At 63.4% G+C, this 13,560-nt stretch carries 11 protein-coding genes; 6 read left to right on the forward strand and 5 right to left on the reverse strand.

Going from position 1 to position 13,560, the window contains the following annotated elements; genetic code table 11:
* Positions 1–109 precede the first annotated feature (109 nt).
* The 5 genes from A0W70_RS07260 to A0W70_RS07280 all read right to left on the reverse strand — a co-directional run bounded on the left by A0W70_RS07260 (position 110) and on the right by A0W70_RS07280 (position 5,529).
* The gene (locus tag A0W70_RS07260) at positions 110–586 is read right to left on the reverse strand and encodes a hypothetical protein (protein WP_070988559.1); all 477 of its coding nucleotides are present in this window, start codon (positions 584–586) and stop codon (positions 110–112) included.
* An 8-nt stretch (positions 587–594) separates the two neighbouring features.
* Complete coding sequence (locus tag A0W70_RS07265; RefSeq protein WP_070988560.1) at positions 595–1,692, reverse strand: ComEC/Rec2 family competence protein; 1,098 nt, start codon at positions 1,690–1,692, stop codon at positions 595–597.
* 748 nt (positions 1,693–2,440) lie between these two features.
* On the reverse strand, positions 2,441–3,319 hold the full coding sequence (locus A0W70_RS07270; protein ID WP_070988561.1) for an alpha/beta fold hydrolase: 879 nt from the start codon (positions 3,317–3,319) through the stop codon (positions 2,441–2,443).
* Between the two features lie 229 nt (positions 3,320–3,548).
* Positions 3,549–4,379 carry an alpha/beta fold hydrolase gene (locus tag A0W70_RS07275; RefSeq protein ID WP_070988562.1) on the reverse strand — a complete coding sequence of 277 codons (831 nt, stop codon included), beginning with the start codon at positions 4,377–4,379 and terminating at the stop codon, positions 3,549–3,551.
* 283 nt (positions 4,380–4,662) lie between these two features.
* Positions 4,663–5,529 carry an alpha/beta fold hydrolase gene (locus A0W70_RS07280; protein ID WP_175443078.1) on the reverse strand — a complete coding sequence of 289 codons (867 nt, stop codon included), beginning with the start codon at positions 5,527–5,529 and terminating at the stop codon, positions 4,663–4,665.
* Positions 5,530–5,637: 108 nt separating this feature from the next.
* On the opposite strand from A0W70_RS07280, the gene A0W70_RS07285 reads away from it, so the two are divergent.
* The 6 genes from A0W70_RS07285 to A0W70_RS07310 all read left to right on the forward strand — a co-directional run bounded on the left by A0W70_RS07285 (position 5,638) and on the right by A0W70_RS07310 (position 13,559).
* On the forward strand, positions 5,638–6,543 hold the full coding sequence (locus A0W70_RS07285) for a LysR family transcriptional regulator (RefSeq protein WP_083330848.1): 906 nt from the start codon (positions 5,638–5,640) through the stop codon (positions 6,541–6,543).
* Between the two features lie 543 nt (positions 6,544–7,086).
* Entirely contained in the window at positions 7,087–7,830 is a 744-nt protein-coding gene (locus A0W70_RS07290; protein ID WP_070988565.1) for an NAD(P)H-dependent oxidoreductase, read from the forward strand.
* A 1,175-nt stretch (positions 7,831–9,005) separates the two neighbouring features.
* Entirely contained in the window at positions 9,006–11,759 is a 2,754-nt protein-coding gene (gene acnA / locus A0W70_RS07295; protein ID WP_070988566.1) for an aconitate hydratase AcnA, read from the forward strand.
* Positions 11,760–12,359, forward strand: a complete 600-nt coding sequence (gene pdxH / locus A0W70_RS07300) for a pyridoxamine 5'-phosphate oxidase (protein WP_070988567.1) — start codon at positions 11,760–11,762, stop codon at positions 12,357–12,359.
* A gap of 74 nt (positions 12,360–12,433) precedes the next feature.
* Positions 12,434–12,844 (forward strand): secondary thiamine-phosphate synthase enzyme YjbQ, encoded by a 411-nt coding sequence (locus A0W70_RS07305; protein ID WP_070988568.1) that lies wholly within the window; start codon positions 12,434–12,436, stop codon positions 12,842–12,844.
* Positions 12,837–13,559 carry an SDR family oxidoreductase gene (locus A0W70_RS07310; RefSeq protein WP_070988569.1) on the forward strand — a complete coding sequence of 241 codons (723 nt, stop codon included), beginning with the start codon at positions 12,837–12,839 and terminating at the stop codon, positions 13,557–13,559. The genes A0W70_RS07305 and A0W70_RS07310 overlap by 8 nt, the downstream gene beginning before the upstream one ends.
* The last annotated feature ends 1 nt before the right edge of the window (position 13,560 follow it).

The following is a 13,560-nucleotide window of genomic DNA, read 5'->3' on the forward strand; positions in this document are numbered from 1 at the left end:
CCGGCAACGCGTTCATGCAAACTTTACAAGGTTGGAGGGCGCTTTCGAGTAAAGGCGTCCACCACGAATGGCAGCTCAATTAACGGATACGTAAGCCGAACGTCGCTGCCTAATCGCCTGTATCGACTCGGTCTCGTGCCGAAGATTCCGTTGTCCGAGAGGGCCGCACGCCCCATGCCGCTTGGGCCGTTGCCTCGATGCGGGCCATGAATCGGTCCACGTTGAGTCCAGCGATGAACGCCAAGGCGAGGAATCCCAGGGGATTGCCATCAGGGTCGTGAGAGGCGTCGAGAGCCAGCAAGCCTGCCTTGAGAAATAGGAAACTGACGCCGCCAAAGATGATACTGACGAACGGACGGATAAAGTACCAAGGGAGCCAGTCCGCGTCCCATCGCTTGTGCACGCACGCGTTGAGGTAGATGGCACGGAGGCAGTACGCCGCGCCGCCCAAGCCTCCAAGTGCTGCGCACATTGCAGGCAACAGCCAAACATCAACCCAGACGCCCGGGGCTAGGGTATAAAGGCTCGCAAGGGCTCCAATCACCACAATGCTGAAGGTGATTTCAAAGGCGGCGACGGCATACATTGGTGCGCTCAATCTTCCCAAGGCTCGACGGTTTCGAAGAATTCGTACGGTATCGCCTGACTGAAGTCGGCGCGCAGGGGCATATTTCGATGATGCCACTTCGTGTTTCCCCGGGTGGCGTAGACCGTGGCCCCACGCCGGATAAACCCGTTGACGACCATGCGTCGAGGGTGGGTCTCGGTCTTGCTAGCGACCGAGGCAAAGGCCGTTACCGACTCAGTCCCGCCGCGCTCAGTATCGGTTTCACCGAGTAGTCGATCTAGGATCGACGGCGCAACGTTGTGTCGCCCACCGTGATGGGGGACCTGCACGAAACGCGGCGGCAGCGGATACAACGATGGGTTGTCCTCGATGTACGAGAGCGCCTCATCCAACGTTTCGATGCCTGCGTCTGCGGTAAGTAGCGCGATACGGTCGGTGAAAACAGCAGCCTGTACGAGACTGCTCTCGTTTGAGGCGGTCGTCTTGACGTGCTCCCGCAGCGATTCCACGCCGAAAGTCTCCAGGATCCAGTCGCGCACGCTGCCCGCGGCGTGGGCTAAGTCGCGTAGGGTAAAGCGGTCGGCATGGTCCTCGGATTCTTCCGGCGTGCGGGCGAAACCGGGCACAAGGTGCATATAGCGGGCGCGGCTGGGCGCGAGCACCGTGAAGGCGCCGATCTGGTCACCTTGGAAGACGGTGCGTATCGGGATTCCGCGCCGCTCGGCGGTCTCCTCAATCTCGACGACCATTGGATACGCATCACGCAGATGGCGGGCGAGACTGGCAGCCGTAAGTCGGTCATCCTCAAAATGGTCGACTAGCTCCTCGGCGAAGAGCCATGGCCGATTCAACCAAACAGTACCTATGGTATTGCGCTCGAGGACAGTGCGTAGCCCCGACACGTGATCGTCGTCGAGATGGCTGCATACCAAGTGGTCTACGTGGGTAGTACCGTAGTAGTGAGACAGGTGCCAGCATAGCGCTTCACCGGAGTCCCGGTTGCCGCCATCGATCACGTGCACCCACTGCCGTCCCGCCTGATAATAGCGAACAGCGATTGCGTCACCACTGCGCTCTCCATCACCTACGGGAAGAAAATCGATTTCGTAAGGGAGGTCGGACATCACGCGTCCCTGCGAGGGAATATTAGGGTAGGGTACACGATAGGTCCCATATCGTGCGAGCTATAATGTGCTCTATATTGGGCTCGGACGGCGAGCGCGACTCGCCCACCTCGGTGTCCAAGATTAGCAGCATAGACGGGGGGCATGCGGGCCACACCCAACTCGGTAAACGCTCCCGGCCCGCCGTTTGCTTCTCAGTCAATCAAGGTCGAGGGCGGTCTCTGGCCTACTAGCGTTAACTGCGCAGACCAGCTTTTGGGCCCGCAGCCGGGCGATGACTTGCTCATACCAAGGTGGACGCCATCGGGCGGAGCAAGATTTCCGATAGTCGGCATTATCGGCAGGCAAAGATGAGGCGATACCAGTGACCCTCGCGGGGGGAAACCGGGTTCGTTTCTTCTTGGGTGATCGACCGCGACTCGAACCATCATGCTCCGCGACACCGCACCGTCGACCCGCCAGAGCGCCACCGTAACCCCAACCCAGATAATCTCGAGGAGTGCTGGTTAGTTCCCCCGGATGGGCAGCAAGCCCCCTTCTGTGTCCGCTGCACAGGCGACCTTAAGTGCACTCGTCCCCACATCACGGGTGGCTCAAACCAAGGGGCACGGTCAACAGGAGGACACAGGTTGCGCCGTGGTTACTCGACTATCCTCTGATCGTATAGGGCCGCGAGTTGAATCAGGCAAGCTGCAACCCGAGGTTCGGAAAAGCAGCGGCTTGATGTCGAGTCAGTGTATTCCACGACTCAGCCGAAGAACGAGAGCATCGCCTCGGCGGAAGCGGTTGGTTGTTCCTCTACCACGAAGTGCCCGCAGTCAAGCGGAACATCCCGGACGTCATCGGCCCATTGTTCCCAGGAAGCTCGGGGCGAGACCGCGTTCTCGCCGAGGTATCCCCGTCCCCAGAGCAGGAGTACAGGTGCGGTCAGCTTTCGCCCGGCCGTGCGATCATGGCGGTCCAGTGCGCAGTCGCATGTGGCGCCCGCCCGGTAGTCCTCGCACTGCGCATGGATGCGACCAGGGCGGCCGTATTGCGCGAGGTACATTTCCATCGCGCCCGCGTCGAGACCGCGCCAATCGCCGGCCCAGCGTTCGAAGAGATGACCGAAGTAGAATCGGGGATCGTGACCAATGAGTGTCTCGGGGACGGGTGAAGGCAAGGCGAGGAATGACCAGTGGTAGTGTGCCAGCGCTGTGGCCGCATCCATCTGTTCCCAGACATCCAGCGTCGGGATCACGTCAACTGAGCAGAAACGCGTGACCCGTCCCGGGTGATCGAGAACCAGTCGATAACCGACTCGAGCCCCTCGATCGTGGCCGGCGAGCGCGAACCGGGCGTGTCCCAGGTGATCGGCCAGTTCGACGATGTCCTGCGCCATCGCCCGTTTGGAATAGGGGAAGTGCTGGTCGTCGGTCTCAGGTGCCGACGTCTTCCCATAGCCGCGAAGGTCGGGAATGACGACCGTATGCTTTTCGGAAAGGGCGGGTGCCACCCGGTGCCACGCGACATGCGTCTGCGGGAAACCGTGGAGGAGATACAGCGGCGGCCCACTGCCTCCGATCTGGTAGAACATCTCGACATCGCTCAGTTCGGCCGAGCGTGCCTTGAAACCGACGGGGAACATGGCTCAGTTGGCTCCCGCGAACTTCGCACCGAATCAATGCGGTTGCACTTCATGCAAACGGCGCGGTTGTCGCGTTGTCTCGAATATCGATTGTCCCGTTGCGGCAGGCCTCGTGCTGCGCGCAGTGGCACGGTCGGTAAGGGCGGCTTGAGTCGGGTGCGGACCTCGCCGAACAGTGACCACGTCCACCAGGCTGACTGTTCTCCCGCGCCGAGCCGTGATCTCTCTCTCATGCTCGCCCGTCACGTGCACCCAGCAATGCAGCCACGACCGCTTCTGGCGCATCTTCCATGACAATATGCGCGGCATCGGGAACCACGGTGAATGAATCGGCGTTCAGGGCGTCGGCCAGCTCACGTCCCTGCGAGACCGGAATGTTGTCGTCGTGCTCGCCCCACACGAGGTGAACCGGGAACGCCACGGGCGCATAGCAGTCCTGTACCTCTTGGATATAGCCGGACCCCGAATGAAGGATCTGTCGATAGAATGCGGGCTGACCGACGTCACCGCGCCAGGGGGCTGCGTACATGTCGATGGTTTCGGCCAAGAGGCCGTGGAGCGAGCCGAAGTTCACGAATGCCCTGAACAGCGCGTCATGGGTGAACCCCGGGGTTTCAGCGAACGCTTCGAAGTGCTCCTTCGCGTGGGCGAAGAACGGCGAGCCGGACGGAAGCACCGAGACCGCATCGATGAGGTAGAGCGCACTGTACTCGATGCCGCTGAGGAAGTGGCCCCGCAGCGCAGCCAGCCCGCCGAAGTCGTGGGCAACGACGAGCGGCTTCGAGAGGCCCCAATGATCGATCAGGTTCGCCAGCAGCTCATTCTGCACGGCCGGCGACACATCCTGCTCCGCATGCTTGGCGGACTGACCGCACCCGAGCATGTCAAAGTAGTACACGGAACGCTCGCGCGCAAGCCAGGGCGCAATCCGGCGCCATGCCTGGGCCGACCAGGGGAATCCGTGGATCAGCACGGCGGGTGGTGCCGTATCCGGGCCCTTGATCCAGCCCCAGGCCACGGCGTCACCGTGGAAATCGAACGTGCGGTCAAGTGTCAGCATGGCAATCCTCCGTGGCAACCGCCGAAAAATTCTTTCGGGCTAGCGCTTTGGGAACGAGCATCGTCCAGAATCGGGGCGGCGTATGCCCCTGTCTCGGTTACGGGGCCATCGCCTGCATGGTCATGGTCTTTCGTCGGGCGCTCCGTGACCCGCGCCCGAGAGCATTGCTCGCGGAAGCGGCCGTGAGCAATCCCTGAATACCGGAGCGACTGGGCCGCAGATGCGGCCACCTGAAATCTCGCGTAACCGAAACGCCCGCCGCCCGGTGAGCTGCTCGCATCGTTCATGCAGATTGGCTCGCCCCGCTGGTTGCTCCGGATTCTCCCCGCGCGGCGCGTGATTCGTGATCCCTGAGGAGCATGTCCAGTTCGCGAGCGAACAGTCCGGGGCAATCGACCATGGAAAAGTGCCCGGCATCGGGCAGAATTCGCAGGGATGAGCCGGGCGCGAGATCGCATAGACGGTCGCCGACGGACGGTGCAACCCACTGGTCGTGTTCGCCCCAGAGGATCCCGACCGGGATATCCAACTGCGGATAACGCGACTCGAGCCAGTCCGTGTACTCATAGTCAAATTGCGCTACCTGACGGTAGTACGCGGGCTGACCGATCGAACCCGTCCAGGGCTCAATCAGTGCCGATTGCAGTGTCGGTGGCATCGGGCGATGGACGGCCGTCGCAAGGTGCGCCGCGAGCGAGGCCCGGTGGATATAGTCCGGGACCGCCGCGAAGACGGCTTCGTGATTGCGGACGTGGCGCGAGTAGGGTGTGCCCCATGGTCCGAGCAGGACGCCGTCCGCGACGGTGATGGATGCCGCGGCTCGGCCCTCGATCAGATGAGCCCCCATCACCGCCGCGGCCCCAAAATCGTGCCCGACCAGGTGCGGGTGATTGAGCCCCCGGTCGACCAGGAACTCGGCAAGGATCCGGGCAAACGACCGCAGGCGGACTTCCTGGCCCTCGTACTGCGCGGATTGTCCGTAGCCCGGCAGATCGAGGACATGGATGCGGTAGCGCCCCTGCAGGCGCTCGATCACTTCGTTCCAGATGATCGAACTGGTTGGCGTACCATGCACCAGCACCACGTCGGGCCCGTCGCCTACCGCGCCCCATGCGATCCTCCCCGCGGACGAGGGCGATCGTTCGGTCAAATGACAATGCATCCTTTGGACTCCCGCGCCAGAACTGCTGAACCGAATTATCCGCACCGTTTCCGGACTCTGCAGCGAAGAATCGCCAACTGGACTTGACGCAACGTCATGCATCACAGTAGCGGCATGGGCGCCATTCCCCCCATTTCGCAGATCCGCTCATTCGTCGCGGTCGTGGCTCACGGGCGATTGAATCGAGCTGCCGCGGCGCTCGGGCTGAGCGAGTCCGCCGTCAGCCATCACCTGCGCAAGCTGGAGCATGCCCTCGGAGCGAAACTGCTCGAGCGGGGCGGGATCAGTGTCGTCCTCACGGCGGCCGGAGAGCGCTTCGCCCCGCTGGCTCGCGATGCTGTCGCGCGGCTCGAGGAAGCCGTGGGAGCGGTCGCTGGTGCGGAGAGCGGCCGGGTCCTGCTGACCTTGCCGCGCTCACTGGCGACCCACTGGGTCGTGCCGCGTTTCCCGCGCCTGTACGCGCAGACCGGCGAACCGGAATTGCAACTGCTGCCGACCACCCGGCGCTGTGATCTGGAGCGAGAACAGATCGACCTGGCAATCCGGCTCGGCGAGGGCAAATGGCCCGGGCTGGATGGCGTTTTTATGATGCCTGAGCGGATCTGCCCCGTGACGACGCCGGGCATCGCCGAGGATCTGCGTGGACATGGCTGGGGGGCGCTGGCACCGAATCAACGAGTCATCGTGAACGAAGCCCACCCGGGTGAGTGGGCGGCGTGGTGCGAGGCCACCGGTCGGGCCCCGCCGAACAAGACGCGATCGCTCGAATCCTTCGACTTCGTGCTCCAGGCCGGACTCGCCGGCTCGGGCCTGATCATGGGCCGCACACCGATGGTCCACGACGCGCTCACGCGCGGCGATCTGGTCGCCCCGTTCCCAGACTGGGTCGATACCGGCCCTTGCTGGTATGTGGTCTGGTCGGAGCAGCGCCCGCCAAATCGCCATGCCGCCCGTGTGCTGGAGTGGCTCAAGACCTGTGCAGGCGAAGGCATCGCCGAGTAAACAATATTGTGACTTGAGACCCTTGCGGGCTGGCACAGGGAGCCGGGATTCGATATTGGCTCAATCGCTGACCGGGGCATACAGGGGCGATATCCATCACGGCTCCGGTCGCTCGGCGCGATCCCGAGGCGGCGCCGGGCCCGGTCGGACTCGGTCAGCCCGCGTGCCCCCGACGCTCGCTGCAACCGCCCATGAGCCATGATCGCACCGCAACGCATGACATTCTGTAAGGTCCAGTTGACAGTTCTTCGCTGCGGACGCCGGAAACGGTATGGATAATACGGCTCTATGCCTTCTGCGTGGGAATCCGCATCCCTTGGAGAGCTCGTACCGTAATGTTCTACACGGGTGACAGTCGTCTTTCTTCGATCGAGAAGCACAACACGGCCGCACGGTCCGCCGCATTCGCTGCGGCCGGGAAGATACTCGTCAGCGCGGTGTCCCGGCTTGCGGCCACATTCCGAGGGCCTCGTGTGCGTCCACTGAGGAGGCGGAGGTGAGCCCTTGGGGGCGGAAGCAGGGGCAGGGCACAGGAGCGATGCGATGCACTGGCTGATTGTTCATTCCCACCCGGAGCCCGATTCCTTCAACGGGGCGCTTACGGCTACGGCCCGCCGGGCACTGGAGGGCCGCGGCGACAGCATCGAGGTGTCCGACCTCTACGGTGAGGGCTTCGACCCGGTGGAGGGGCCCGCGCACTACGCAGAGCGCGCCGATTCCGACTACTTCGCTGCGCTCGGCGAGCAGCGCCATGCCTGGAAGGCGGGCGCATTGGCCCCGGAAGTCACCCGCGAGATCGCGCGCCTCCAGCGCGCCGAGGGGCTGATCCTGCAGTTCCCGCTCTGGTGGCATGGTCCGCCGGCGATACTCAAGGGCTGGATGGATCGAGTGTTCATCAGCGGTGGGCTGTATACGAGCCGGATGCGCTATGACAACGGCTACTTCCGCGGACGTACCGCCTTGTGTGCCGTCACCACCGGGGCTCCGGCCGAGACGCTCGGCCCCGGCAGCCGGGGCGGCGATCCGGACACGATGCTCTGGCCGGTCGAGTACTCGCTGCATTACATGGGGTTTCGCGTACTCACGCCGTTTATCGCGCCCGGTGTTCAGGGACACGGTTACAGCTACCAGGATGCTGAGTCGGCCGATGGACTGCTCCAGCGACATCTGGCGCGCTGGCACGAGCGCCTCGTCAATCTCCACACGGACGCTCCCAGAGCTTTCCCCGGATGGGAAGACTGGGACGAGAGCGGTCGGGCGCGGCGTCCGCAGGTTTCTGGCCCGTAGGCCATCAGTATTCCGCCGGCGGTACAGTTTCTCGAGACCATGGGCACGGGCGCCTGCATGGCCCAGGTAGACCGCGACCCCGGCGCTCCTCGCTCGGTGGACGCGGAGATCGGGCGATGGAACTCCAGACCCGGCCGGACAAGCGCAAGGTGGAAATTCTCGGGGATTCACTCGTTACCTTATACGAGCAGACGGCGAAGCGGCATGTACCTCGCATTCACTGCGGCGCAACGAGCCGAGCGGCTGGCAATCGTCGTCCAGGCAATCGCTCGTCGTCGCGCTAGAGCAGAGCTCCGCGTAGCCGGTACGCCTTTCCGCGCAAGAAACCGACGGTTTCTGCTCAGCCGATTCATGCCGCATTTCCCGGATACGACCAAGACCCGGTTCTGGTCAACGACACAAGCACTTTGTGTAAAGATTTAGCACTTGTTGTCAAAAACTTAAGTGCTTTCTGTTCTCGACCACTCATGCGGGCGTCCGGGCATTTCTGCCCGATCCTGTACTGCGCATAATGTATATTATGTTAAATAGTGCCTGAGGCCATGTGATCTTGAGCGCTCGGCCGGCCGAGATCGGCTCCCTGCCAGAATCCCTTGCTGGTCCGTGTTCGTTCCAGACGGATTCGACCGGCGCACCAATCGTCCGCCTGAGGACACCGCCATCCGCGCAGTTCCCCCGACTGAAGACTTCTCGCGCATCACGGGGCCGTTTAGTCCCCCGGTTTGCACTCCCGAGTTGACTCGCAAATGCGTGGATCGGCTCGCGAACCTTTGCCTTCGCGAAGGCATGCTGCCCGCCTGCCGCGGTAACGAAGACAGTAGGCTGGCGTGTACGGATGCCGGCGAGTTCGCCTTTCGGTCGATAGGTGCAGTCAATCATTCAGTCTCGATGGCTTCTGGAAAGTATGCGTAACTCATTGTTATGAGGTCTTATAACGGGCACGATTAGTGGATTGCCCACTTACAGGGTATATATAAAAATCTTGATACGAATAGGCGGTAACTTTCTGACAGAAAAGGAGTAATAGACCAAAACCCGAGGATGTGGGCGTGGCGGGTCAAGGAGATCGGTAGCGAAGCCGCCGCGAAACATTTGCCGCGGGCATCGATAGGGACCGGGTCCTGCGGCTATAATTGAACGGTGATAGCCCGCCGCTCCAATCCCCTGGAGGTTTCATGACAGAACGTTCCGACGCCCGCGCGACCCTCGAGGTGGGCGACCGCCAATACCGCATTCATCGCCTCGACGCCGTCGCCAGCGAAAGCCAGATCGCCCGGCTGCCCTATTCCCTGCGTGTTCTGCTCGAGAACCTGCTGCGGCACGAGGACGGCGAGACCGTGACGCGGGACGACATTCAGGCCCTGATCGACTGGGATCCAGCGGCGGAACCGAGTCATGAGATCGCGTTTACCCCGGCGCGGGTGCTGCTCCAGGACTTCACGGGTGTGCCCGCCGTCGTCGATCTGGCGGCCATGCGCGAAGCGATGACGACGCTCGGAGGCGATCCCAAGCGGATCAATCCGCTCTCCCCGGCCGAACTGGTCATCGATCATTCCGTACAGGTCGACAGCTACGGCGACGCCGACTCGCTGCGGCGGAACAACGAAATCGAATTCGAACGCAACAAGGAGCGGTACCAGTTCCTGCGCTGGGGCCAGCAGGCGTTCGATAACTTCAAGGTGGTCCCGCCGAACACCGGCATCGTCCATCAGGTGAACCTCGAGTACCTGGCCCGCGCCGTATTCGGCGAGAAGAAGGACGGCGTGCTGCAGGCGTATCCGGACACGCTGGTCGGCACGGACTCGCACACGACCATGATCAACGGTCTCGGCGTGCTCGGCTGGGGCGTCGGCGGTATCGAGGCCGAGGCCGCCATGCTCGGTCAGCCGATTACGATGCTGATCCCGCAGGTGATCGGTTTCCGCATGACCGGGAGCCTGCCCAAGGGCGCCACGGCGACCGACCTGGTCCTCACGGTGACCCAGATGCTGCGGGAGAAAGGCGTCGTGGGGCGTTTCGTCGAGTTCTTCGGCGATGGCCTGTCGCAGCTGCCCCTCGCCGACCGCGCCACGCTCGGCAACATGTCGCCCGAATTCGGCAGCACCTGCGCCATGTTCCCGCTCGATCGCGAGACACTCCGCTACCTGGAGCTCACCGGGCGCAGTGAAGAACAGATGGCACTGGTCGAGCAGTACGCACGCGAACAGGGCCTGTGGCGTGACGACGGCGCGGTGGAAGCGGAATACACCGATGTAATCGAACTCGATCTCGGCGATGTCGAGCCGAGCATCGCGGGCCCGAAACGGCCGCAGGACCGGATGCCGCTGCGCACCGCTCGCCAGACCTACCACAAGCACCTCGGGCCCATGATCGAGGCCCGTGCAAACGGTAACGGCGACGAGGGTCGTTTCGAGGGCGAAGGCGGCGGCGCCGCGCCGGGCGCGACGGAAGCGGCTCCCGACGGGATCGCGGATGTCGAGATGGACGGCCAGCAGTTCCAGCTCAAGGACGGGAGCGTGGTGATCGCCGCGATCACCAGCTGCACCAATACCTCGAATCCGGCCGTGATGATCGGCGCCGGCCTGCTGGCACGGAATGCGCTGAAGCGCGGCCTGCCGGTCAAGCCATGGGTCAAGACCAGCCTGGCACCGGGATCCAAGGTCGTGACCGACTACCTCAAGCGTACGGACCTGCTGGACGACCTCGAGGCACTGGGCTTCTACGTGGTCGGTTATGGCTGCACCACCTGTATCGGCAACTCGGGTCCATTGCGCGAGGAGATCAGCAGCGCCATCCACGATAACGATCTCGTGAGCTGTTCGGTGCTCTCCGGCAACCGCAACTTCGAGGGCCGCATCCACCCCGATGTGCAGATGAACTTCCTGGCGTCGCCGCCGCTGGTGGTCGCCTACGCCCTCGCCGGCACGATGGATATCGACCTGCTGGAACAGCCCCTGGGTCAGGACAGTGACGGTCGTGACGTCTATATGCGCGACATCTGGCCGGATCCGCAGGAAATCCAGGAGATGATCACCCAGCACATCAATGCCGGTATGTTCGAGAGCAACTACGGGAAGGTGTTCGGCGGCGACGAGAACTGGAACAGCCTCGCGATCCCGGAAGGCGAGCTGTATGAGTGGGATCCGGACTCGACGTACGTGAAGAACCCGCCCTTCTTCGAGGGCATCACCCACGAGCCGCCGGAAATCGGTGACATCAAGGGCGCCCGCGTACTCGCCCTGCTGGGCGACAGCGTCACCACGGACCATATCTCGCCGGCCGGTGCGATCGCGAAACACAGCCCGGCGGGTCAGTGGCTTATGGACCGTGGTATCGAGCCGAAGGACTTCAACTCCTATGGCTCACGGCGGGGCAACCACGAGGTGATGATGCGCGGCACCTTCGCCAATATCCGCCTGCGCAATCTGCTGGCACCGGGCACCGAGGGCGGCGTCACCCGCTTCCAGCCCGACGGCGACGAGATGTGGATCTACGACGCGGCCATGCGCTACCGCGAGCAGGGCACGCCACTGGTCGTGCTCGCCGGCAAGGAATACGGCACCGGTTCGTCACGCGACTGGGCGGCCAAGGGCACCAAGCTGCTCGGCGTGCAGGCCGTGATCGCCGAGAGCTTCGAGCGTATTCATCGGTCGAACCTGATCGGAATGGGCGTCCTGCCCCTGCTGTTCCGCGATGGTGAAAACGCCGAGTCGCTTGGCCTGGACGGGACCGAGAGTTTCGATATCGAGGGACTGAAGACCGGGGAGGAACGGGAAGTGACCGTGCGCGCGACCCCGGAGTCCGGCAAACCGGTCGAGTTCACGGCAAAGGTCGGCCTGCTGACGCCGAAGGAGCGGGATTACTACCGCCATGGCGGGATCCTGCACTACGTCCTGCGCCAGATGGCGGCGACGAAGGAACCGGCGTAAATGGCGTCGGCGTCGGACCCTCTGTATACGGAGGCGATCGAGCGTTTCAGCGGGCTGTTCGAACAGGCGAAGTCGGCCGAACCGGGCGAAAAGACCGCCGTCACCCTTGCGACGGCGGGCCCCGATGGTCGGCCCAGCGCAAGGACGGTCCTGCTGAAGCACTTCGACGAGCGCGGTTTTGTGATCTACACGAACCTGACGAGCCGCAAGGGCACCCAGGTCCGCGACAATCCGCAGGCCGCCCTGCTCTTCCTGTGGCAGTCCCTGGCCCGGCAGGTCCGGATCGAGGGTCCGGTGGAACAGGTCGCCGATGCCGAAGCGGACGCCTACTGGGCCTCCCGGCCGCGCGAGAGCCAGCTTGGCGCCTGGGCCTCGGAGCAGTCGGCACCGCTGGATCGACGCGAGACGTACGAGCAGCGGCTGGATGAGTACCGGCAGCGGTTCGACGGTGTCGAGGTGCCGCGTCCGCCCTTCTGGTCCGGCCTGCGGATCGTTCCCGACCGGATCGAATTCTGGCATGAGCGCAAATACCGCCAGCATGAACGGGAACTGATCTGGTTCGATGGGGAATGCTGGCAGTGGACGCTTCTGAACCCGTGACGCCCCCTTGTACACCGGCCTGGGGACATCACAGCATGGGGGTCCGCGTGCGAGCCCCTGGCGGAGCCTGATCGATGTACCAGAAGCAGCTCAGCGTCGAAACGCGCACCCGCGCAACGCATGAGGTTACCGAGGCGATTCAACAGGCGGTCGCGGACAGCGGTGTCGAAACGGGCCTCGCGCACGTCTTCCTGCATCATACGAGCGCCTCATTGATGCTCTGCGAAAATATCGATCCAGATGTCCGTGATGATCTGGAACGCTTCTTTTCCCGGCTGGTCACCGACGGTGACCCGATGTTCCGTCACCGTGCCGAAGGCGACGACGATATGTCGGCCCACGTGCGGACCGTGATGACCCACTCCGATCTCACGGTCCCGGTCACCGATGGGCGCCTCGCGCTTGGGCGGTATCAGGGCATCTACATCTGGGAACACCGCTATCGCGGCTACAGCCGACAACTGACGGTTACGGTCAATGACTGAATCCCGCACCAGCGGTGAACGGGTTCTCGTAACGGGCGCCAATCGCGGCCTTGGACTGGAGTTCGTGCGGCAGTACGCCGAGCGCGGCGCCCGCGTGTTTGCGGGCTGCCGCAATCCGGACGGGGCCGGTTTCCTCAGCACGCTGGTCGCGCACCGCGAGGACAGGATCGAGGTGCTGGAACTGGATGTGACGCGGCGGGATTCCATCGACGCGGTGGTCAATCGGATTGCCCTCGACGGCGACGGCTCTCTCGATCTCGTGATCAACAACGCCGGCACTTCTCCACGCGGCGAGGAATTCTCGAATCTCCATGCGGCCTCGATGACCGCCGTTCTGGAAGTGAACGCCATTGCGCCCCTGATCGTGGCCCAGCGCTGCCACCGGCTGCTGGTTCATTCCGGGCGCCCCCGGATCGTGAATATCAGTTCGTCCATGGGCTCACTGGCGCACAAGGAATCCGGCCGCCATTACAGTTACGCGGCCAGCAAGGCCGCGCTCAATATGCTCACCCGGGCGGCCGCGCACGACCTCGCTCCCGAGGGCATGATCGTGGTGGCGCTGCATCCCGGTTGGGTGCAAACGGACCTCGGTGGCCCGCACGCCGAATTGACCGCGAGCGAGTCCGTGAATGACATGCTGACCGTGATCGACCGCCTCGAACCGGCGCACTCGAGCCGTTTTCTCACCCGGGACGGCAGCGAGCACCCCTGGTGAC

Source organism: Halofilum ochraceum, from assembly GCF_001614315.2.
Lineage (GTDB): Bacteria > Pseudomonadota > Gammaproteobacteria > XJ16 > Halofilaceae > Halofilum > Halofilum ochraceum.